Genomic DNA, 22,116 nt, shown 5'->3' with positions numbered 1-22,116 from the left:
AATAAGTGTTGAGCCGGACGACGCCGACCGGCCGGACGAGCTCGTTCCGGAGCGGCGAGTCGCGGGTTTCGGCCCCGTCAGTCCGCGCCGGTGGCGTAGACGGACGCGTCTTCCTCGGGACTCGCGTTCGTCACCAGCGAGGCGCCGACGGTCAGGACGAGGCCGAGGAGCATACACCAGACGGAGATGCTCCAGCCCAGCAGCGAGCCGGGGACGCCGAACGGGACCGTCCCGACGAGCGGTAGCGAGACGGACACCACCGGGAACAGGACGCCCGCGATGTAGACGATCTGACTCCCGCCGATCCCGACGAACATGCCCCACTTCGTCGTGGCTCGCCAGTACAGCGCCACGCCCACGGGCAGCGCCAGCTGGGCGAACCCGCCGAACGCGGTGTCGCCGATCTCGAGCAGCGTCGCGGGCTGGAACAGGCTGGCGACGAAGGATAGAGTCGCGAAGACGGCGACGCCGACCCGACCCAGGAACGCCTCGCGCTCCTCGCTTGCCTCCTCGACCAGCGGCCGGTAGATGTCGCGAGTGAAGTACGACGAGCCCGACAGCAGCATCGAGTCGCTGGAGGACATCATCGCGGCCATCGCCCCCGCGACGACGAGCGCCGCGAACCACGCGGGCGTGTACTCGGCCAGCAGCAGGGGAAGGACGTTCTCGTTGGCGCCGGCCTGGATGCCGAGGCCCCGCGCCCACGACCCCATCATGAACGCCGGGACGAACAGGAGGACGACGAGGACGGGCCACAGCGGGAGCGTGCGCTTGATGACGGCCTTCGACTCGGCGACGAAAAAGCGCTGGTTGACCTGGGGGAACATCGTGACGCCGAACGCGATCGAGATCGCCGTCGAGAGGACGTACTCGGGCGTGTAGGTGCCGCCGCCGAGCGCGAGGAAGTTGCCGTCCACGTCGCCCAGCGTCGCGGTCGCCGAGCCGATACCCCCCGCGGCCGACCCGACCCAGACGAACGCCGCCCAGACGATCACGAGCATGAACGCGCCCTGGAGCGTGTCCGTCCAGGCGACGCCGCGCATCCCCGAGAGGGCGACGTAGCCGATCATGAAGAGGGTGATCGCCCCGGCGCCGGCCCAGTAGGGGACCGCGCCGCCGGTCAGCGCCTCGATGGCGGTGCCGGCACCCTGCTGCTGGAGCATCACGTACGGGAACAACCAGAAGATGCTGACGCCGGCGACGAGCAGGCGCAGGCGAAGCGACCCGAACCGGTCACCGAGCATCTCCCCCAGGGTGAGATAGCCGTTCGCCTTCCCGACGAGCCACTGCTTGTAGCCCAGGACGTACCACAGGATCCCGAAGATGACGCCGTCCATCAGGCCCATGACGAGGATCCACTCCGGACCGGCGCCGTAGCTGATGTTCGGCCCGGCGAAGAAGGTAAACGCCGACAGCAGCGTCGCGAACGTCGTGAAGAGGAGAACGACGGTTCCCAGCGTCCGGGAGGCGAGGTAGTAGTCCTCGGCCGTGCGCTCGGTCAGGCGGTAGGCGACGACGCCGATCGCCAGTGCGACGAGCATGTAGCCGGCGACGATCCCGACCTGCAGCGCTGTGTCAGCCATCGCGACTCACCTCCTCGACGCCCAGGCCCCACGCCCGCTTCGTGAACACCCAGAAGACGACGGCGACCAAACAGAGCCAGCCGACGTGATAGACCACCCACACCGGCAGCCCCGCGACGACGCCGTCGGCGCCCCAGAGGAACCACGGCACCGACAGCGCCGCCAGCGCGACCGCGATCGCCGCCCAGCCGACCAACCGCGTGCGCTCGTTCATACACGACCGTTCGGCTACTCGTCCCTTAACCTTTCGTCGAACGCCTACGAAGAATGAGTTCGAAGAATATTTCTCTTCATTCGTGGTGGACGGAGCGGTTGGTCGCTCCGGAACGCGGAGGTAACCGGGGCATCGGCAGATATTACAGTCGTCGAGTGACAAGTTACGGGTTGTTCAGTGGACGCGTTCATGGACGGCGGTTCACCATCACCCACAGCATTCACAGCACGCCCCGAACCGGGGCAGTTCACCAATGTACGATTCAGCGAAGTATCTGATCCACGCGGACATCAGGACCAGCGGGGTGGTCGAGCGGAGTGACGTGGTCGGCGCGGTCTTCGGGCAGACCGAAGGCCTGCTCGGCGACGAGCTCGACCTCCGGGACCTCCAGGAGTCGGGAAAGCTCGGCCGCATCGACGTCGAGGTCGACTCCGAACGCGGGAGTTCGTTCGGCGAGGTCACGATCGCCAGCGGACTCGACCGCGTCGAGACGGCGATCCTCGCGGCCGCGCTGGAGAGCATCGAGCGCGTCGGCCCGTCGACGGCCGACGTCGAGATACGCGACATCGAGGACGTGCGTTCGGCGAAGCGCCGTCGCGTCGTCGAACGGGCCACGGAGTTGCTCGCCGAGTTCGACGCGACGACGATGTCCAGCGAGGACCTCGTCGAGGAGGTCCGCCGGAGCGTCCGCGTCGAGGACATCACGGAGTTCGCCGGCCTGCCCGCCGGCCCGCGCGTCGCCGACAGCGACGCGATCATCGTCGTCGAGGGCCGCGCCGACGTGCTCCAGTTGCTCAAGTACGGCATCAAGAACGCGATCGCGGTCGAAGGGACCGACGTGCCCGACGCCGTCGCCGAGTTGACCGACGACCGGACCGTCACCGCGTTCCTCGACGGCGACCGCGGGGGCGACCTCATCCTGAAGGAACTGTCGCAGGTCGGCGACGTGGACTACGTCGCCCTCGCGCCGACCGGCCGCTCCGTCGAGGATCTCCCCCGCGGCCCCGTCATGGACGCGCTCCGGGACAAGGTCCCCTTCGAGACGGTCTCGACCGGCGACGGGACGGCGACGACCGACCCGTCGTCGGCCACCGAGGGAGCCGACACCGACGACGCGCGCGGGCTCGCCGCCACCGACGGGTCGAGCCAGCCTTCGCCGCCGGACGGCGACGTGACGACGGTCGACACGGAGTCGCCGACCGAACCGGACGGCCCGGACGCGCCCGGCGGCACCGTCGAAGCGTCGACGAAAGCCGAGTCGACCGCTTCCACCGATTCGGACGCGGAGGGCGCGTCAGAATCACCCGCCGCGGACCACGCCGAACCTGAGGCCGACGCCGAAGTGTCGCCCTCGACCGAGACGTCGGCCGACACCGGTTCGTCCGCCACCGACTCGCCCGACGAGTCTGGGCCGGCGACGCTCGCGAGCCACGTCGACGCGGTCGTCGGAAGCGAGACCGGGCGCGTGCGACTCCTCGACGCCGCATACGAGACGATCGGTGAGGGCGAAGCCGACGAGGCGTTCGACCTGGTCGAGTCCGCCGAGCCGGTGCCGGCGTCGGTCGTCCTCGACGGCGACCTCTCCCAGCGCGTCCTCGACGTGGCCGCCCAGCGCGGCGTCGACCTCGTGGTCCCCCGCGGGAAGGGTGAGTACGTCAAACAGCCGGTCAACGTCCGCATCGTCACGGCCGACGAGGTCTGACCAGCGGCCGTCACTTTCTCGGTGGCCGTCCCCTCGTTCGGCGGCCGACTCGTCTCTCAATCGTCGAGTGACCGCGCCAGCAGGAACCCGTCCCCGCGTTCGTAGCGCTCGGGGAGCCGTTCGCGGCGCTCGAAGCCGCGGTCGCGATAGAACGCGTGAGCGGCCTCGTCGACCTCGCGGACCGTCACACGGAGTTCTGTCGCGCCGGACTCGCGGAGTCGTTCGACGAGCGCGGCAAGCAGCGCCGAGCCGTGGCCCTCGTCCTGGGCGTCGGGCGCGACCGCGAGTTCGGCGAGATAGCCGGCGTCGTCGTCGCCGTCGGTGACCGCCAGCGCGTAGCCGACCGGTGTCGCCGTGTCCTCGGTCGCGGTAGCCGGCCCTCTCGGTGTCGCGACCAGCAGTATCGGCGGGCCGTCGGGGGCGACCGCCAGTAGCTCCTCCCAGGGTTCGGCGAGGACGGCGGCCTGGATCGCCCGGAGCGCAGGGAGGTCGGTCGACCGCCCCTCGCGGACCCGACGGCTGTCGGTCATATCGCGACGAAACCGACGCCCACGGCGGCGAGGGCGGCCGCGATCCCGGCCGCGAGCGTCGCGAAGAAGTTGACCCCCTCGTTCTCCAGGAAGACGTCCTCGACCGTGGCGCCCAACAGGCTGTCGACGGTCATGCCGACGACGCCGCCGAAGACGACGATGCCGGCACCGAGCGCGTCCACGCGGCCGAACGCGCCGAGCGCGATGACCGCGATGAGGACGGCGCCGGCCAGTCCGGCGACCTCGCCCTGCCAGGTGACGGCGCCGTCCGTGCCGGGTTCGACGCGCTCGAAGGTGGTGATCAACCGCGGGTTGTCGAAGACGCCGCCGATCTCGCTGGAGAGCGTGTCGCTCATCGCGGCGGCGATCGAGCCGGCGAACGCGAAGAGGAACAGCTCCGGGTCCAGCCCCGTCAGCGTCGGGCTCGCCGACCACCCGAGGACGGCGAACAGGCCGACCAGCGAGTTGGCGAGAACGTTCCCGCTGCCGCGGGCGCCCTCGTTCTCCTCGGCGATGCCGCGCCGTTCTTTCTCCTCGTAGCGGAACTTCGTCGAGAGGCCGCCGACGCCGAAGAAGGTCACCAGCAGGACGAACCAGCCGAAGTCGCCGAGGACGATCGTCTGCAGACAGAGGAAGACGCCGGTGATCATGCCCGGGAGCGACGCCGTCTCCAGGGCGTAGGCGAGATAGCCGAACAGGAACGCCAGGGCCAGCGCGGCGCCGACGACGGTCGGTTCGATCGACAGCGGTAGGTCGGCGAACAGCCACAGCAACAGGCCGATCGAGACCATCACGAGCGGGTCGTCGCGTTCGAAGAGCACGGCGCGCAACAGCGCGCCCAGCAGAGCACCGCTGGCGGAGAGGAACGCCACGAGCGGCCACTCGACCGTGGTCCCGACCAGGCGTGCGGCGGCGAACTGGCCGACGCTCCCGGCGAGAAAGCCCCCGAGGACGAACCCGGCGGTCGCGGCGAACGGTTCGTCGCGCACGGTTCGGACGAGGTGGCCACCGAGGTTGCCCCACGCGAGCAGGAAGACGGTCCCGACGAAGACCGTCGGGGGGAGGGTGAATCGCACGGATAGCAGGGCAAGCGCCGCGGCGGCCAGTGAGAAGCCCGCGAGACCGTACAGGCGACCGTCGCGGCGGTCGCCCGGTCTGGCGAACAGTTCGAAGATCGTCCCCTCGTCGACGACGTACAGCGCGAGGGCGGCGACGAGGAGGAACGGGCCCGGTGCGGCGACGGTCGCGAGCGCCCGGCTCGTTCGGCTGGCGATCGGCGGGACGGCGAGCGCCAGCGTCCCGACGAGGGCGAACGCGCCCGCACGCCGGACTGTCGTTGTCACGCTATCTCCGGTATCCCCGGTGAGCTACTTACCGTTTCCGAACCACTTCGCCCCGTGGCCCCGGGGTGACACGTTCGCGCTCCGCCAGCTAGACGCCGATTCCCGACCGCCGGCCGACCCGCGGTAGCCGTGGCGACCGAGCGTGAGGTTTAGGACGCGTCCGGGAAAAGCGTGGGCGTGGGACTCTACGACCGATATCTCGCCCTCCGTCTGCGTTCCAGCGACGCCGCCCTCCCCGAGACGGTCGCGGTCATCGTCACCGAGCGGGACCTGCTCGAAACCGGCGCCTACGAGACGCTGGAGGCCTGTCTCGAGTGGGCGTTCGAGTTCGGCGCCGACCGCGTCGTCGTCTACGTCAGCGTCCTCGACACCGAGGTCGTCGACACCATCCGTCACGAGCTCGCGGACGTGGACGCCCCACGGGCGCTCGCCGTCCGCGGCCCCGAGGACGACGAGCAGGCCGACGCGCCGATCCAGATCGGTATCGGGCTGGGCGGCAAACACGAGTTCGCAGCCGCCGTCCAAAGCCTCGCCGAGGCGGTCGAGGCCGGCGAGCTGGCGCCCGAAGACATCGACGAGGCCGCTATCGAGGGGGAACTCGTCTTCCCAGTCCAGCCGGATCTCGTCGTCAAGACCGGCGCCGAGCGGCTCTCTGATTTCATGATCTGGCAGTCCGTCTACTCGGAGCTGTACTTCACCGACGTGAACTGGCGGGACTTCCGCCGTCGCGACTACCTGCGGGCGCTGCGGGACTATCAGAACCGCCAGCGGCGGTTCGGCCGGTAGGCGGCTCACGCCGCCGCCCGCGAGTCCACGATCGGAACCCGAGCCTCGATCAGAACCCGAACACCGGGACGAATCGAAAGGTGAGGTACGCGCCGGCGGTGGCGATGGCCGGCACGACGTTCTGCATCAGGACGACGCGCGCGGTCGTCGCGGGATTGAACAGGTCACCGGGCTCGGGGATGTCCGCGGCGTCCTCTTCGCCGATGGGCGGCAATTCCTCGCCGGGTTCGTCCGCGGCGAGCGCGTCGACGCTGACTGGCGGGGCCTCCTCGGCGGAGACGGCCTCGGGGACGGTCACCGGCCGGGTCGCCCGGCCCCACCCCAGCCCGACGATCGACATCGTCGCGATGATGACGAAACTCGCGGGGATCCCCAGCGCCGAGAGGAAGACGACCAGCGTAGAACTGACCGCGGCGACGACGATCGCGGCCGTCAGCGGCAGCTCCGTGATGTCGCTCCCCATCGTCTCCAGGGTCCGTCGAGCGATCGTGAACGCGCCGATGGTGACGCCGATCCCGCCGAAGATGATGGCCGGATCCATCGCCAGTTCGTCGCTCCCGACCAGCGGCGCGACGGCGTTGGCGATGTTCGAGGTCCCCGAGCTAAAGGCCATCAGACAGCCGATGGCGACGACCGTGACCACGCCGGCCAGCTCTCGACGATTGGTCGTTCGGTGGACGCTCACGCCCGGTATCGACCCCGAGCGGTCCACGTCGAACAGGGGGCCGGTGCTGCGCTCCATCGCGACGAACCGGTTGAGCCGCGCGTAGAAGTACCGGCCGATGACGAGCGACACCCAGAAGCCGATGATCGGCGAGACGACCCACCAGGTGACGATCTCGCCCATGACGGCGAGGTCCAGCGCCCCGCCCGCGAGCCCGAGCCCCGCGATCGAACCGACCGCGGTCATCGAGGTCGAGGCCGGTACCCCGAAGACGTTGCCCAGGAGCAGCGCGACGCCGATGAAAAAGAGGACGACGATAGACGTCTCCAGCGTGAACACGCCGACGTCTGTGACCAGCTCCGACCCGAGTTTCGTCACGACGTTCCGGCCGATGGTCCAGGCGCCGACGAAGAAGAACAGGCCCATCAGCGCCGCTGCGGTCGTCTTCGAGATGGCGTCCGCGCCGACGGCCGGGCCGAACGCCGGCCCCGTCGTCGACCCGCCGATGTTGTACGCGACGAACATCGAGACGAGGACGCCGACGACGAGCAGGAGTTCGACCATCAGCGATCCCCGTCGTCGGCCGATCGCTCCGACTCCTTGTCGGATTCATCGCCCTCGCTCTCGACCGCCTCGAGCCGTTCCTCCAGGGTCTCTTCGACCGTCTCCTCGACGGTATCACCGACGGTCTCCTCGACGGTTTCACCGACGGTCTCCTCCACGGTCTCTCCGACCTTCTCTTCGACCGTTTCCTCGACTGTCTCCTCGACAGTCTCTTCGACCGTTTCGCCGACCTTCTCTTCGACCGTTTCGCCGACCTTCTCTTCGACGGTCTCCTCGACCGTTTCGCCGACGGTCTCCTCGACGGTATCGGTGACCGTCTTCTCGACGGTCTCTTCGACGGTCTCGCCGACTTTCGCTTCTACGGTCTCCTCGACGGTCTCCTCGACGGTTTCGCCGACGGTCTCCTCGACGGTTTCGCCCACCGTCTCTTCGACCGTTTCACCGACAGTCGCTTCGACGGTTTTCTCGACGGTTTCGTCGACGGAGCTGCCGACGGTCTCGTCCACCGTCTCCTCGACGGTCTCTTCGACGGTCTCGCCGACTTTCGCTTCCACGGTCTCGTCGACGGTCTCCTCGACCGTCTCTTTGACCGCGGTGGTCATCCAGTCGGGGTCGAACCGGGCCATCTTCCAGACCACGTGGATCAGATACGAGATGAGGACGCCGAACCCGAACGCCAGGCCGACGGTGTTGCCGGCGACCATGATGAGTCCGACCGAGACGGCGATCAGCAGCCCGTAGGACAGGTCGACGATCGAGTCGACGCGGCTCGGGTTCATCGGTTACCGGCCCTGTCCCGGGGCCGTTGGGATGGGGGAGCGATACGCTGTCGACGAGATGGGAAAGAAGACACGCGTGTCCGTACTCAGTGGCTCTCGGGTCAAGTACCTTGGCAAAGACGCGAGCGTTCGACCGTCACGCGCCCGCTCGGTGGAACGTGACGCTATCGCTCAGTGAAACGTCGCGCCCTCGCCGATCTCCGTCTGATAGACACGGGATTCGACGCCCGCCTCGTCGAAGGCGTCGACCATGGCGGAGGCGATGGACCGCCGGTCGGTCTCGTAGCAGGCGGCGATGACGCTCGGTCCGGCGCCGCTGATGGTGACGCCGGTGGCGCCGGCGTCGAAGGCGGCCTGGCGGACCTCGCTGTAGCCGTCGATGAGTTCGGCGCGGGCCGGGGTGACCACGGAGTCCTCCATGCCGCGGCCGACGAGTTCGGGGTCCGAACGGTGCATGCCCGTGGTCAGGGTCGCGGCGTTGCCGACGGTCTCGACCATGTCCGCGACGCGTGCGCCCTCGGGGACGACCTCGCGAGCGTCGCGGGTGGAGACGACGATGTCGGGGAGGCAGGTCACGAGCGAGATGTCGGCGTCGACCGTCGCGATGCCGCTCGGCGTCGCGATCGTGAACCCACCGAGGATCGCGGGGGCGACGTTGTCGTCGTGGGCGTCGCCGGAGACGACCGCCTCGCCCTCCGCCGCGATGGGCACGAGTTCCTTGCGGGTGAGCCCGCGGTCGTAGAGCTCGTTGAGCGCGACCGCGGCCGCGGCCGCGGAGGCGGCCGACGAGCCCAGCCCCGAGGCGGGGCGGACGCCTTTGTCGATCTCGATGTGTGCGGGGGCGTCGAGCGCCTCCGCGACGGCGCCGACGGTGTTGTCCGCGGGGTCCTCGGGGATGAACTGGCTCCCGGCACCGGTCACGTCGATGGTGGTCTCGGGGGCCCGCCGAACCCGGACCACGTCGGCCGGTCTGTCCAGCGCCACACCGAACACGTCGAAGCCACTCCCCAGGTTCGCGCTCGTCGCCGGCGCCCGCACCGTCACCATATCCAGCGATTTCCGCGACTGCGGGCAAAAAGGTAGCGGAGTGCGGGGACGGAGCCCGAACGGTGCCGACCCCAGCGGGGACACCGCATCGGGACCCGACCGCCGCGTTGTCTCCGACGATAATGCGACACAATCTATAATACGGACAAGTTGAAATTACGGGTTCGTGAACCCGTCAGATGGCTGGTGAGGCGCTCGGTCCGGTGGTCGTCGCGACCGCGGTCGGGGGTGTCGTTCAGTTCTCCCTCGCGGCGGTGGCCTACCACCACCGGGAGCGGCAGGGCGCGCGACCGTTCGGGTGGCTGTCGCTCGCGGCCGGTGGCTGGGCGGTCCTGCAGGTGATCGTCCTGCTGGCACCCTCGACCGAGGTCGCGAGCGGCGCCGCCCTCCTCGGCGACGCCGTCTCGTCGCAGATCCCGATGCTCTGGCTCGTCTTTACCGTCGTCTACACGGGCCACCGCGAGTGGCTCACTCGCGGTCGGCTGGTCGCGCTCTGGACGCCGCTGTCGGCGTACTCGCTCGTCCGCCTGACCGCGCCGGTCCACGGGGTCGCGCTCGCCCCGGTACGGGTCGTCACCGAGAACGGGATCGCCGCGCCGGCCCCGACGGAGACGGTCGCGCTCGCCGCCCAGTCGCTGGTCGCCTACGGTCTGATACTCGTCGGCTACCTCCTCCTCGTCGCGTTCCTGCTGGACTCGCGGAACGTCTATCGGGCGGAGACGGGCGCGCTCGTCCTCGGAGGGCTGTTCCCGACCGCGGGGACCGTCGTGGTCTCCGTCGCTGGCGGGGTCCATCCGGGTGTCTCGGTCGCACCGGCGATGTTCGCCGTCCACGGCGTCGTGGCGGGGCTCGTCCTCTTTCGATACGACTTCCAGTCCGTCGCGCCCGTCGCGACGGATCTGCTCGCCGAGGAACTCGCGGACCCGGTGGTGGTCCTCGACGACGACGACGTGGTGATCGATCACAACCCGGCCGCGGAGCGACTCGTCGACGACGGCGACCTCACGGGGCGCCACGCGGACGCGGTCACCGACGGGTTCGCGGACCGGCTGGCAGACGGCGCGGCTGTCACCGTCGACGCGCCCGGTGACGACCGAGACGTGTCCTCGTTCTCGCTCGGCGTGACCGCCGTCGAGGACCAGTACGGGGTCGCGAAGGGACGGCTCGTCCACCTGCGGGACGTGACTCACCAGCAGCGGCGGCTCGACCAGCTGACGGCGATGCAGGCGGCCACCCGGCAGTTCATCGGTGCGCGGACCGCGGCCGAGGTCGCCGACATCGCGGTCCGGTTCGCCAGCGACGTCCACGACCAGCCCTACGCGGCGCTGCTGCGCTACGACGAGACGACGGACGCGCTCGTCTCGGAAGCGGTCACCGACCGGCTGGCGGCGGAACTGCGCGTCGAGCCCGACGAGTCGATCCGGGTCCCACGCGGGTCGGGACCGCTCTGGGAGACCTTCGAGAGCGGCGAACTCGCGGCTTTCGAAGGCGAGCGCGACCTCGTCATCGGCCCGTACGCGTTCGCTTCGGCGGTCGCGCTGTTCCTGCCGCTCGGCGAGCGCGGCGTCCTCGTCATCGGGACCGACGAGGGCGAGGGCTACACCGAGACCGACGAACAGCTGGGCCAGATCCTCGCGCGGACGACCGAGACGGCGCTGACGCGCGTCGAGTACGAGGAGGAACTGCGCGCCAGCCGGGCCGCCGTCGAGCGGCGCAACAAGCAGATCGAGTTCTTCAACGGGGTCCTCCGGCACAACATCCGCAACGCGATGCTGGTCATCGACGGCCACGCTCACCACCTCCAGTCGCGCGTCGACGAGGGCGACGCCGAGAAACTGGGGACGATCCGGACGTGGTGTTCGGATCTGACGGAGATGACCGAGAAGATCCGGGCGGTCAACGACACCGTGACCGCCACGGAGGACGAGCGACTCGAACGCGTCGACCTCTCGGGAATCCTCCACGAGGAGGTCCTCGCCCTCTCGGAGCGCTACGACGTCGCCATCGAGTTCGACGTCTGCGACGACCTGACCGTCGCCGCGAACGAGCTCGTGGCGGACGTGGTCGAGGGGGTCCTCTCGAACGCGGTCGAACACAACGACAGCGCTCAGCCGCGGGTCCGGGTCTCCACCGAGCCGATGGGCGAGTGGATCCAGGTCCGGATCGCCGACAACGGACCCGGCCTCTCGGAGGAGATGCAGACGCAGGTCTTCCAGCGGGAGATGGCCACCAGCCAGACCGCCCACGGGTTCGGTCTCTACTTCGTCTCGGTGATGATGGACCTCTACAGCGGCAACGTCTGGTTCGAGGAGAGTGCGGAGCTGTCCCCGTCGATCGACTCGACGGGATCCAGCGACCGGTCTCGCGGGACCGTCGTCGTACTGGAGTTCCGGCTCGCCGAGACCGCTCCCGAACTGTCCCCCGACGAGTGACCGTTCGTGGGTCGCCCACCGCCGAGCCCCGACGAGGGTCGACCGAGCGAAAGGGCTTTTCCGATCACGGCGGAACGTGGCGTATGATCGGAGTCGTCGGCGGCGGCGTCGCCGGCCTCGCGGCCGCGTATCGCCTCCAGCAACGCGGTCGCGAGGTTCAGGTGTTCGAAGCGAGCGACGACGTGGGCGGGCTGGCCGCCGTCTACGAGACCGCGGGCGACCCAATCGAGAAGTTCTACCACCACCTCTCGGCCTCCGAGGAGACCATCGTCGAGCTGATCGACGACCTGGGCCTCGGCGAGGCTCTGGAGTGGCGCTACAAGACCGACTCCTACTACGTCGACGGCGTCGTCCACCCCATGGAGAAAGCGTGGGAGATCCTCGCCTACCCCCACCTCTCTATCTACGACAAGTTCCGCCTCGCGATGCTCGTCAAGGAGATCGACGTGCGCGGCGGCGTCCCGACGTTCGACACCTACGACGACATCACCGACTTCGAGGACGTGCCGATCAAGCAGTTCCTGCTCGACCACACCACCCGCCACGTCTACGAGTCCTTCTGGGAGCCGCTGCTGGACGCCAAGTTCGGCTCGCGAAAGGAGGACGTGTCGGCGGCGTGGCTGCTCGGCCGCGTGAAGTTCCGCGGCGAGCGCGATCCGATCAAGGGCGAGCAGCTGGGCTATCTGGCGGGTGGGTTCGGCGTCCTGCTGGACGAGCTGCTCGCGGCGGTCGGCGAGGCGAACGTTACGACCGGGGCGCGCGTGACAGAGATCGGGACGGGCGACGGCGCGACGAGTACCGGCACGGCGGCCGACGGTGGTGCAGCGGTCGCGGGCGCGACGTCGACGACCGGCACCGACACGACGGTCGAGTCGATCACCGTCGAGCGGGACGGCGAGACCGAGACTCACGACGTGGACGCCGTCGTCGTCGCGGCGATGCCGAACGTGCTGGAGGACCTGACGGGCTACCCCTGCGAGATCGACTTCCAGGGGACGGTCTGCTCGGTCTGGAGCATGGACCGGTCGCTCTCGGACACCTACTGGCTGAACATCAAGGACGAGGCCCCGTTCGGCGTGTTCATCGAACACACCAACTTCGTGCCGCCCGAGCGCTACGGCGGCGAACACCTCTACTACACGGCCAGCTACATTCAGGACCCCGAGGAGGATCTGTGGGGGATGTCCGACGACGAGGTCGAAGACCACTGGGCCGAGGGGATCGGCGACATGTTTCCCCACTTCGACCGCGAGAGCGTCAACTGGGTGCAGACCGCCCGCAATCCCCGCACCGCGCCCATCTACGAGCGGGGCTACCTCGACATGGTCGTCCCCTACGACCTCGGGGCGGAGGTCGCGGAGGGGGTCTACTACGCCGGGATGGCCTCGCGTGCGCAGTACCCCGAGCGCTCGCTCGACGGCGGGATCGAAGCGGGCTACGCCTGTGCGGATCTCATCGCGAACCGATGACACGGCTGCGACCGACGACGCGGTCGGCGGTGGACGACGACGGGAGTTGTCGTGACGGCGTCGCCTGAACCGTTCGCGTTCGGTTCCTTCGCATCCGGCCCGCAAGTATTTCTAACGAACCGATGATCGAGTGATCGCGTTCGGTATTCTTAGCTCGTGAGAACGCACGTATTCGGCTCATACCGAAGTGATACGCTTCGATATCGTATTGGTGGCGGTAACGAATGCACGCCGATCGTTCCCTGGCGGTCTCGAAGCGACTCGACGTAGACGGCTACGCGTATCCGTCCGTCGTGATACGTATCACGGTGAACGGGTCCGGCCCGGTCGCCGTTCGACTCGTCGAGTCGCTCCCACCGGGTGTGGACGCGACCGCCGTGGGGTTCCACGCGGACGAAGGGTACGAACACTGGGCCGTGGCCGACGAGCGTCGGATCGTCTACGAGAACGTCGTCGAAGCGAGCGAATCGGTCTCGACGCTCTACGGGATCGCCGTCGACCCCGAGCGGCTGTCGGCGTCCCTGGACCCGCCGACAGTCGTGGCCGCACCGGTCTACGACCGAGCAGCACTCGAGTGCGACCGGGCAGCGCTCGACGACCGGGCGGCGACGCTCGACGACGACTGGACGATCGTCGGGGACGACCGAGCGACGCTCGACGACGACCGGATCGACGTGACGATCCTCGACGCGGACGGGACGGAGATTCGCGCCGCGGACCGACAGACTAGTCCGAGGGGCGGAGATTGGGACGGTTCGGACACCACGATGAATCAGGACACACCTACCGACGACGCACAGGACGATGAACCGAGCGGCGAGGGCGACCCCAACCCGGAGCCAACCGGCCCCGGCGCCTCAGAGACGACCGACTCCGACGAGGAAGTCCTCTATCGGGGCGGGAGCGGGGCCGCTCGGGCGACGAACGGCCACACCGACCCATCGACGACACCGGATCCGGCTGGAGAGAGCGGGAGAACGGACGACGGATCCGTCTCGGAGGTCGAAGACGACGGTGCGACCAGGGACGAGGACGAGTGCGGTTCGACTCCGACCGACACCGGCGGCGGTTCGAACGCGGCCGACGCGGACGGGTCACGGATCGAACCGGAGTCGCCAGAGACCGACCGGAGCGGCGGTGATTCGTTCCCGGACGACCTCGGAGACGAGGAGACGGTCGCGGAACGGGTCGCCTTCGAGCTCCGGCGCGACGACCCCCCGGAAGAGACGGTAGCGACGCTCCGGAGTCAACTCCGGCCCGACACCACCGGCAGCGTCGACGCGAAACTCGACCACTGCCTGCGGCGGATCGGCGAACTCGACGCCTACGTCGACGCGCTGGAGGCGTTCCTCGGCGACGAGGGGACGGCCCGACAGCTGCTCACGGACTTCCGTGACGACATCGACCGCGTCGAGGCGCGCACGGAGGACGTGGCCGAGCGGCTCGATGCCGCCGAGTCCGCCCAGTCGGGGCTCGAAGCGCGCCTGACGTCGGTCGAAGCCGAACTCGAGGCGCTCGACGAACGCGTCGGTGACGTGGAGGACCTCGACGAGAGCGTCAGCGAGACGCGCGCGGAGCTGACCGACGCCGTGGACGAGGTGGAGTCGGAACTCGCGCGACTCGGCGAGGAGATGGAGTCGGTCGAGCAGTGGCGCGCGACCGTCGTCGACGCGCTATCGGGCGCGGCGTCCGAGACGGGCGAGTCAGGCGCGGACTGACCGGCCGCTCAGGCGTCGACTTCGTCGCCGTCCACACCGGGCGCTTCCTCGACGGACACGTCCTCGGGCTCTTCCTCACCGCCGACAACCAGCTCGCCGTCGGCGGTCTCGACGTACACGTCGTCGGCGAAGCCGCCCTCTGCGTAGGGGTGTTCGGGGTCGTCGAGCTTCTCTGGCGTCGAGGGGGCGTCGGCGACGCCGTCGGCCGGCGTGAACTGCCCGAGCGGGTCCTCGATGGCGATGCCGTAGCGTTCGAAGAACTCGCTGTAGCGGTCGTAGTGGTCGCCGAGTTCGTCGCTCGGGAACTCCATCATCTCGGTCCAGCCGTGGTTGTAGAAGTCGAAGTTCGCCTGGACGTGGGTGATCTCGCGGGCCTCGGCCTCGGGGAGTCCCGCTTCGAGCGCCGCCACGTACGTGTCCATCGTCGCGTCGAAGAAGTCGTCGAGGTGGTCCCGTCGCTCCTCGCGCCGGCCCGCGTCGGCCTTCTCGGCGAAGATGTCCGTGTGCATCCCGACGAGTCGGTCGTTGACCTTCTCCCCGACGACCGGGAGCGTCAGCGCCTGCTTGGCGGCGAAGTGACGGACGTTCTGGCGGATCTTCATCGTTGCCAGACGGTTTGGCCCCTACCGTATTCAACGTCTCGGGTGGCCACCGACCGACGCCACGCCCGAACGCCGACCGGAGCGGCGATCCGCTACCGGTTTCGGTTCCCGTGGCCGTTCGTCATGCCGGAACGATCAACTATTTCGTTCGAGGGAATGTGTTTGCCAATCATCCGCATGGAGAGATAGCAACCCACATTAACCACGCTTGCGAACACCCTGGGCATGAGCGCATCCCACGTCATCATCGGTGATGGCATCGCGGGGAGTTCGGCAGCGGAGACGATTCGCGAGGAGGACCCCGACGCGGACATCACCGTCATCACCGACGAGGGTGAGGCGCTGTACAACCGCATCCTGATCAAGGAGTTCGCCAAGGGCAAGCTGCCCGAAGCGCCCATCTCGATCCACGAGCCCGAGTGGTACGATGAGCGGGACATCGACCTCCAACTCGACACACACGTCACGACGATCGACACGGAGGACAACGAGGTCCTCACCCACGAGGGGACGGTCTACGAGTACGACAAACTGCTCGTCGCGACCGGCGGGACGCCCGCCAGCCTGGCGAGTTTCGGCATCGAAAACGCCGACGCCGACGGTATCGACCACTTCTGGACGTTCCAGGACGCCCGCTCGATCAAGGAGAACGTCGAGGCGGCCGACCAGGGTATCATCGTCGGCGCGGGCCTGCTGGGGATCGACCTGGCGGCCATCTGTGGCGCCCAGGAGCTCGAGGCCAACTACCTCATGCGCGGCGAGTGCTGGTGGCGCTACGCGCTGGACGAGGAGGGCGCGGAGATCCTCCACGACGCCATGCGCGAGCGCGGCGTCACGCCGGTGTTCGACTCGGGCGTCGACGAGTTCGAGACCGACGAGGACGGACAGATTCGGGCCGCCGTCGACCCCAACGGCGAGCGCTTCGAGGGCGACTGGGCCGGCGTCGCCATCGGTCTGAGCTTCAACACGGAGTTCCTCCAGGACACGGCGGTCGAGACCAACGACGACGGCGTCGTCACCGACGAGTACATGCGCACGAACGTCGACGACGTGTACGCAGCCGGCGACCTGACCTGGTTCTACGACACGATCCTGGGCGAGATGGGCCAGAACGGCTCGTGGGGCTCGGCGAAAGAGCAGGGTTCGATCGCCGGCCAGAACATGGTCGAGGACCTGAAAGCGGGCGGCGAGACCGACGAGCCCGAGGAGTTCCGCTGGGTCTCCTCGTATTCGATCACGCACTTCGACTTCCCGTTCCTCTCGTTCGGGCACCCGACAGAGGGCGACGACGAGGCCGCTCGCAAGTACAGCGACACGGAGTATCGCTGTCTCGCGTTCAACGACGGCAAGATCGTCGGCGGCGTCCTCATCGGTGACCTCTCCCAGCAGTCCAAGTTCAAGAAGCTCATGCGCGAGGAGCGCGAGGTGGCCCAGCACAAGGACCTGCTCCTCGAGGAGGACGTCGACATGGACAAGCTCGAGGAAGCGACCCCGAAACCCGAGTAACGCGGACCGACTCCGTTCGTCCGCTCGTCGACGACCGCCGCGAGCGCTCCGCGGCTCGCTCCCCGAACCAGATTGGTCGTTCGGAGCCTGATCGAAGCCGTTTTCCCCGGGCCAGTACCCCTATCGAGTATGGACAGCGGCGGCAGCAACGACATGACTCTCGCCTTCGACCTGGACGCGCTGAAGGCCCTGGCATACCCCGACCGGGTGTTCCAGGACGCGCGCAAGTGGAGCGAGTACGTCGGCGTCGTCTCCGAGCAGCCGACCTACGTGGTGACGAACTTCACGCGCAAACACCGTATCCGCCAGGACTTCTTCTCGGGGCCGCGCAGCCGCGCCGAGAGCCTCGAGAACGTCGCCCAGCAGTTCGGGACCGAGCGGCACGTCTTCGTCGGAACCGACGACGAGGACGCCGAACTCGCGGAGGAAGTCGGCTGGGAGTTCCTCCCGGTCGAGAACGCGGCCGAGGCCGCCGAGTGGGAGCTAGGCGAGCCGGAGGCCCCGGCGGAAGACGCGGGCGACGACGAACGCGACGACTGGCCCTGAGGCCTCGTGGCGCTCGCTCGTCGGGTACCGCGGCGTTTAAACGGCTGACGGGGATAGATCCGCCAATGGCAGAGCCGCGCGTGCCCGGGAGCGAGAGGGCGGACGTCGAGTTACCCTGCGGGGAGACGGTCGCCGTCCACGACCTGGACATGGGGTTGCGGGAGTACGACTGTGACTGTGGCGACGCGCACGCGGTCGTGATGGACGTACATCCGCTGGGCCGGTTCGTCCCCGAGTTCCTCGTCGAGGTGCTCACCGAGAGTATCGAGACCGCCGACGAGTTCCCCGAGTTCACGACCGCTCACGTCATGGGCATCGTGATGGAAGAGTTCCCCGAGGCCGTGGTCAGCGAGGACCTCTCCGAGCAGGGCGAGGTCGGCTACTCCATGCTGTGGCTCACCGACTTCGACGCCCGACGACTCCACGAGGTCGTCGTCGAACTCGTCGTCGAGCTGATGGACCACGCAGTCAGCCACGCCGACGACGACGCGGCCACCGCGCAGTTCGAGGAGTGGCTCCACGAGTTCGACGTGAGCGAGTTCGTCGACCAGTACCGCGAGGAGCGCGAGTTCGAAACCGAACACGACTCGGCGGTCTGAGCGCGCCGCGAACCGGTCGATCGACCGCACTCGTCCGGATCCGAGGGCAGTCCGATCGAACGACAGTTCTACGATACCGAACAGAGTCGGGTAGCTTTTCGATTGGCTGCACGCGGGTGACAGATACGTATGACGACCGACGACAGACGTGCGGCCGTGCCGTCCTGCGATCTGCGGAGATCGGCCGTCTGACGGCTGTCTGACGGCGTTTAATGGTAGAGGAGAGTATACGGAAGTGTATGCGCGTACGGCAGCGCGACTTCGAGCGGATCCGCGCCGTGCTGGAGGAGGCCGACGCGGAGGAGCCGCTGACGGCCAGGGAGATCCTGGACCTCCTCGACGAGCACGGCGAGGAGTTCGACAGCGCCCACCGCGTGGCGACCGTTCTCGGTCGCCACGCACAGACCGGCGAGGTCGAAGTCATTCGCGACCAGCCCTACCGCTACGAGTTCACCGAGCGGACCAACTGAGACCGTCCTTCGAGGACGGAGTCGCGCCGCTGGTAGTCGTCGCCGTATCGTCGCTCATTTACGTTCCCTCGTCGTGGCTCCGGTAGACCGCCGGCCGCGCCCACGCGGTGATATCCGACCGACGCGAGCCCTCCGAATCGACCCGTCCTACGCGATCCGTCGACGAACCGCGACGTCACCGCCCAGATACGATTTTCGAAACTGCGTTTCGATTTCCGCATTCTTTCGCCGGGTTTATTACGACGAGCGGACTCCCCCCGAGTAATGACACAGGACGAGGACCGTACCATTCTGCTGATCGGGAGCGGGCCGATCAAGATCGGACAGGCGGCCGAGTTCGACTACTCGGGCGCGCAGGCGTGTCGCGCGCTTCAGGAGGAGGGCGCCCGCGTCGTGCTCGTCAACTCGAACCCGGCGACGATCATGACCGACCCGGAGATGGCCGACGCCGTCTACATCGAACCCATCGACACGGAGGCCATCTCGGAGATCATCCGGAAGGAGAACCCCGACGGGGTCATCGCGGGGCTGGGCGGCCAGACGGGCCTGAACGTCACCGCCGAACTCGCCGAAGAGGGCGTCCTCGAGGAGCACGACGTCGAGGTCATGGGCACGCCGCTGGACACCATCTACGCGACGGAGGACCGCGACCAGTTCCGCCAGCGCATGGAGTCCATCGACGAGCCGGTCCCCGAGTCGATCACCATCGAGTCCATGGACGAGGTCGAAGAGGCCGTCGCGGCCGTCGGCGGCCTCCCGGTCATCATGCGCACCACCTACACTCTCGGTGGAGCCGGCTCGGGCGTCATCGACGACATGGACGAGCTCAAGAAAGCCGTCCGGAAGGGGCTACGCCTCTCGCGGGACGACCGCGTGATGATCACGGAGTCCATCGACGGCTGGATCGAACTGGAGTACGAGGTGATGCGCGACGCCGACGACTCGTGTATCATCATCTGCAACATGGAGAACCTCGACCCGATGGGCATCCACACGGGCGAGTCCACCGTCGTCACGCCCAGCCAGGTCATCCCCGACGAGGGCCACCAGGTCATGCGCGACACGGCCCTCGACGTGATCCGCGAACTCGGTATCCAGGGCGGCTGTAACATCCAGTTCGCCTGGCGCGACGACGGCACCCCCGGCGGCGAGTACCGCGTCGTCGAGGTGAACCCGCGCGTCTCCCGGTCCTCCGCGCTCGCGTCGAAGGCGACGGGCTACCCCATCGCCCGCGTCACCGCGAAGGTCGCGCTGGGCAAGCGCCTCCACGAGATCGAAAACGAGATCACCGGCCAGACCACCGCCGCCTTCGAGCCGGCCATCGACTACGTCGTCACGAAGGTGCCCCGGTGGCCCAAGGACAAGTTCGGCGACGTCGAGTTCGAACTCGGCCCGGCGATGAAGTCCACCGGCGAGGCGATGTCGATCGGCCGCACCTTCGAGGAGTCTCTGTTGAAGGCGCTACGCTCCTCGGAGTACGACCCGGCCGTCGACTTCGCGACCGTCTTCAACGACGAACTGGAGGAGCACTACCTCGAACGCCCCTCGCCGGACCGTCCCTACGCCATCTTCGAGGCGTTCTCCCGTGGCTACAACGTCTCCGAGATCAACGAGATCACGGAGATCCGCGAGTGGTACCTCGAACGCTTCCAGCGCATCGCCGACGCGGCCGACGCCGCCGCCGAGGGCGACTACCAGGCCGCCGCGGACGTGGGCTTCACCGACCAGGAGATCACCGCGCTGGCCGGCGGCGAGTTCAACGACACGCACGTCTCCTGGCTCCCGACCGTCGAGGGGCCCGACGCGCCCGACGACGACACCGCGATGGCCGACGGCGGGGCCGAGGCGGAGTCCGCCGACGCGGCGACCGCCCCCGGTCCCGACGTGACCGTCGACGATGTCGAGAGCGAGACCTCCGACCGCGACTTCAAGCTCGTCGACACCTGTGCCGGCGAGTTCGCGGCGACGACGCCCTATTACTACTCCTCCCGTGACCCCATCTCGGGGCTGGGTCGCAACGAGGTCCAGGTCGACCGCGACGCCGAGAGCGTCGTGGTCGTCGGCGGCGGCCCGATCCGCATCGGGCAGGGCGTCGAGTTCGACTACTGTTCGGTCCACGCGGTCCGCGCCCTCGAAGAGCTGGGCATCGACGCCACCGTCGTCAACAACAACCCCGAGACGGTGTCGACGGACTACGACACTTCCGACGGCCTGTTCTTCGAGCCGATCACGGCCGAGGAGGTCGCCGACGTGGTCGAAGAGACCGGCGCCGACGGCGTGATGGTGCAGTTCGGCGGCCAGACCTCCGTCGACATCGGCCACCCGCTCGAAGCCGAGATCGAACGCCGCGGTCTCGACTGCGAGATCATGGGCACGGAAGTCGACGCCATGGACCTCGCCGAGGACCGCGACCGCTTCAACCGCCTCATGGACGACCTGGACATCGCACAGCCCCAGGGCGGCTCCGCGACCAGCGAGCAGGAGGCGCTGGACCTGGCCCACGAGATCGGCTACCCCGTCCTCGTCCGCCCGTCCTACGTTCTGGGCGGCCGTGCGATGGACGTCGTCTACAGCGACGAGGACCTCAAGGAGTACATCGAGGAAGCGGTTCGGGTCAGCCCGGACAAGCCGATCCTCGTGGACGAGTTCCTCGAGGACGCCGTCGAGCTGGACGTCGACGCCGTCTCCGACGGCGAGAACGTCCTCATCGGTGGCATCATGGAGCACGTCGAGTCCGCCGGTGTCCACTCCGGCGACTCCGCCTGCATGATCCCGCCGCGTTCGCTCGGCCGTGACGTCAACCGCAAGGTCCGCGAGGTCACCGAGGACATCGCCCGCGCGCTCGACACCGTCGGGCTGATGAACGTCCAGCTGGCCGTCCGCGACGAGGAAGTGTACGTACTGGAGGCCAACCCCCGCTCCTCGCGTACCGTCCCGTTCGTCTCGAAGGCGACGGGCGTCCCCATCGCGAAGCTCGCCGCGAAGGTCATGGCCGGCGAGTCTCTCGACGACCTCGACGTGACCGAGCAAGTGCCCGAGCAGACCTCGATCAAGGAGGTCGTCCTGCCGTTCGACCGCCTGCCGGGCTCGGACCCGCGCCTCGGCCCGGAGATGAAATCGACCGGTGAGGTCATGGGCACCGCCGACAGCTTCGGCAAGGCCTACCAGAAGGCCCAGATGTCCGTCGGCAAGGCCATCCCGCTCGAAGGCACCGCCGTCGTCGACCTCTCCGAGAGCGAGTTCCCCGGCCGCGGGACCGAGGCCGGCGAGGAACTGGTCGACGCCTACGCCGAGCACTTCGACCTCGTCGAGTTCGACAGCGAGGACGAGTTCGTCGACGCCGTCGAGAGCGGCGAGGTCGACCTCATCGTCTCGCGCCAGCGCGCGCCGCTCGAAGCGGCCGTCGAGGAAGAGATCACCTACTTCTCGACGCTCGCCTCCGCCCGCGCGGCCCTGGAAGCCATCGAGGCCGCCGACGAACCGCTGGACGTCCAGCCCGTCGGCGACCGGGTCAAGCGCGACGAGTACTGGGGCCAGCCGAAAGACGACTGAGCGGTCGACC

At 68.3% G+C, this 22,116-nt stretch carries 18 protein-coding genes; 10 read left to right on the top strand and 8 right to left on the bottom strand.

The window, feature by feature from the left end; genetic code table 11:
* Positions 1 to 77 precede the first annotated feature (77 nt).
* The gene (locus tag I7X12_RS00560) at positions 78 to 1,583 is read right to left on the bottom strand and encodes a sodium:solute symporter family protein (RefSeq protein ID WP_198061952.1); all 1,506 of its coding nucleotides are present in this window, start codon (positions 1,581 to 1,583) and stop codon (positions 78 to 80) included.
* On the bottom strand, positions 1,576 to 1,797 hold the full coding sequence (locus I7X12_RS00555; RefSeq protein WP_198061951.1) for a DUF3311 domain-containing protein: 222 nt from the start codon (positions 1,795 to 1,797) through the stop codon (positions 1,576 to 1,578). The genes I7X12_RS00560 and I7X12_RS00555 overlap by 8 nt, the downstream gene beginning before the upstream one ends.
* A 253-nt stretch (positions 1,798 to 2,050) precedes the next feature.
* Here I7X12_RS00555 and dnaG point away from each other — a divergent pair, with 253 nt between their 5' ends.
* A complete protein-coding gene (gene dnaG, locus I7X12_RS00550) occupies positions 2,051 to 3,499 on the top strand; it encodes a DNA primase DnaG (RefSeq protein ID WP_198061950.1) in 1,449 nt (482 codons plus the stop codon).
* A 56-nt stretch (positions 3,500 to 3,555) separates the two neighbouring features.
* On the opposite strand, the gene I7X12_RS00545 is transcribed toward dnaG, so the two are convergent.
* Both I7X12_RS00545 and I7X12_RS00540 read right to left on the bottom strand, forming a co-directional pair.
* Positions 3,556 to 4,029, bottom strand: coding sequence for a GNAT family N-acetyltransferase (locus I7X12_RS00545; RefSeq protein WP_198061949.1), 474 nt, complete (start codon positions 4,027 to 4,029; stop codon positions 3,556 to 3,558).
* Positions 4,026 to 5,372: a DUF92 domain-containing protein gene (locus I7X12_RS00540; RefSeq protein ID WP_198061948.1), complete on the bottom strand. Its 1,347-nt coding sequence runs from the start codon at positions 5,370 to 5,372 to the stop codon at positions 4,026 to 4,028. The genes I7X12_RS00545 and I7X12_RS00540 overlap by 4 nt, the downstream gene beginning before the upstream one ends.
* Before the next feature lie 177 nt (positions 5,373 to 5,549).
* On the opposite strand from I7X12_RS00540, the gene I7X12_RS00535 reads away from it, so the two are divergent.
* Entirely contained in the window at positions 5,550 to 6,158 is a 609-nt protein-coding gene (locus I7X12_RS00535; protein WP_198061947.1) for an undecaprenyl diphosphate synthase family protein, read from the top strand.
* Between the two features lie 49 nt (positions 6,159 to 6,207).
* Here the strand turns inward: I7X12_RS00535 and I7X12_RS00530 are convergent, their stop codons facing one another.
* The 3 genes from I7X12_RS00530 to I7X12_RS00520 form a co-directional block, all read right to left on the bottom strand.
* The gene (locus I7X12_RS00530) at positions 6,208 to 7,386 is read right to left on the bottom strand and encodes an inorganic phosphate transporter (protein ID WP_198061946.1); all 1,179 of its coding nucleotides are present in this window, start codon (positions 7,384 to 7,386) and stop codon (positions 6,208 to 6,210) included.
* Positions 7,386 to 8,165, bottom strand: coding sequence for a DUF485 domain-containing protein (locus I7X12_RS00525; protein WP_198061945.1), 780 nt, complete (start codon positions 8,163 to 8,165; stop codon positions 7,386 to 7,388). Before I7X12_RS00525 ends, I7X12_RS00530 begins: the two co-directional genes overlap by 1 nt.
* A 171-nt stretch (positions 8,166 to 8,336) precedes the next feature.
* Positions 8,337 to 9,212, bottom strand: coding sequence for a homoserine kinase (locus I7X12_RS00520; RefSeq protein ID WP_198061944.1), 876 nt, complete (start codon positions 9,210 to 9,212; stop codon positions 8,337 to 8,339).
* A gap of 179 nt (positions 9,213 to 9,391) precedes the next feature.
* On the opposite strand from I7X12_RS00520, the gene I7X12_RS00515 reads away from it, so the two are divergent.
* From I7X12_RS00515 to I7X12_RS00505, 3 genes are all read left to right on the top strand, one after another.
* The gene (locus tag I7X12_RS00515) at positions 9,392 to 11,644 is read left to right on the top strand and encodes a sensor histidine kinase (RefSeq protein WP_198061943.1); all 2,253 of its coding nucleotides are present in this window, start codon (positions 9,392 to 9,394) and stop codon (positions 11,642 to 11,644) included.
* 83 nt (positions 11,645 to 11,727) lie between these two features.
* Entirely contained in the window at positions 11,728 to 13,113 is a 1,386-nt protein-coding gene (locus I7X12_RS00510) for an NAD(P)/FAD-dependent oxidoreductase (protein ID WP_198061942.1), read from the top strand.
* 224 nt (positions 13,114 to 13,337) lie between these two features.
* Positions 13,338 to 14,831, top strand: coding sequence for a hypothetical protein (locus I7X12_RS00505; protein WP_198061941.1), 1,494 nt, complete (start codon positions 13,338 to 13,340; stop codon positions 14,829 to 14,831).
* 8 nt (positions 14,832 to 14,839) lie between these two features.
* Here I7X12_RS00505 and I7X12_RS00500 read toward each other — a convergent pair whose 3' ends face one another.
* A complete protein-coding gene (locus I7X12_RS00500) occupies positions 14,840 to 15,433 on the bottom strand; it encodes a DUF6149 family protein (protein ID WP_198061940.1) in 594 nt (197 codons plus the stop codon).
* Positions 15,434 to 15,658: 225 nt separating this feature from the next.
* Between I7X12_RS00500 and I7X12_RS00495 the strand changes: the two genes are divergently transcribed.
* The 5 genes from I7X12_RS00495 (at position 15,659) to carB (ending at position 22,106) form a co-directional block, all read left to right on the top strand.
* On the top strand, positions 15,659 to 16,939 hold the full coding sequence (locus tag I7X12_RS00495; RefSeq protein ID WP_198061939.1) for an NAD(P)/FAD-dependent oxidoreductase: 1,281 nt from the start codon (positions 15,659 to 15,661) through the stop codon (positions 16,937 to 16,939).
* A gap of 129 nt (positions 16,940 to 17,068) precedes the next feature.
* On the top strand, positions 17,069 to 17,485 hold the full coding sequence (locus I7X12_RS00490; protein WP_198061938.1) for a DUF7124 domain-containing protein: 417 nt from the start codon (positions 17,069 to 17,071) through the stop codon (positions 17,483 to 17,485).
* A gap of 65 nt (positions 17,486 to 17,550) precedes the next feature.
* Positions 17,551 to 18,084: a DUF5815 family protein gene (locus tag I7X12_RS00485; RefSeq protein ID WP_198061937.1), complete on the top strand. Its 534-nt coding sequence runs from the start codon at positions 17,551 to 17,553 to the stop codon at positions 18,082 to 18,084.
* 239 nt (positions 18,085 to 18,323) lie between these two features.
* Positions 18,324 to 18,554: a hypothetical protein gene (locus I7X12_RS00480; RefSeq protein ID WP_198061936.1), complete on the top strand. Its 231-nt coding sequence runs from the start codon at positions 18,324 to 18,326 to the stop codon at positions 18,552 to 18,554.
* A 264-nt stretch (positions 18,555 to 18,818) separates the two neighbouring features.
* Positions 18,819 to 22,106 carry a carbamoyl-phosphate synthase large subunit gene (gene carB, locus I7X12_RS00475; protein ID WP_198061935.1) on the top strand — a complete coding sequence of 1,096 codons (3,288 nt, stop codon included), beginning with the start codon at positions 18,819 to 18,821 and terminating at the stop codon, positions 22,104 to 22,106.
* The last annotated feature ends 10 nt before the right edge of the window (positions 22,107 to 22,116 follow it).

This window comes from Halosimplex litoreum (assembly GCF_016065055.1).
GTDB classification, from domain to species: domain Archaea; phylum Halobacteriota; class Halobacteria; order Halobacteriales; family Haloarculaceae; genus Halosimplex; species Halosimplex litoreum.
The sequence above is the reverse complement of the archived record's forward strand: the minus strand, read 5'-3'. Positions and strand labels throughout refer to the sequence as shown.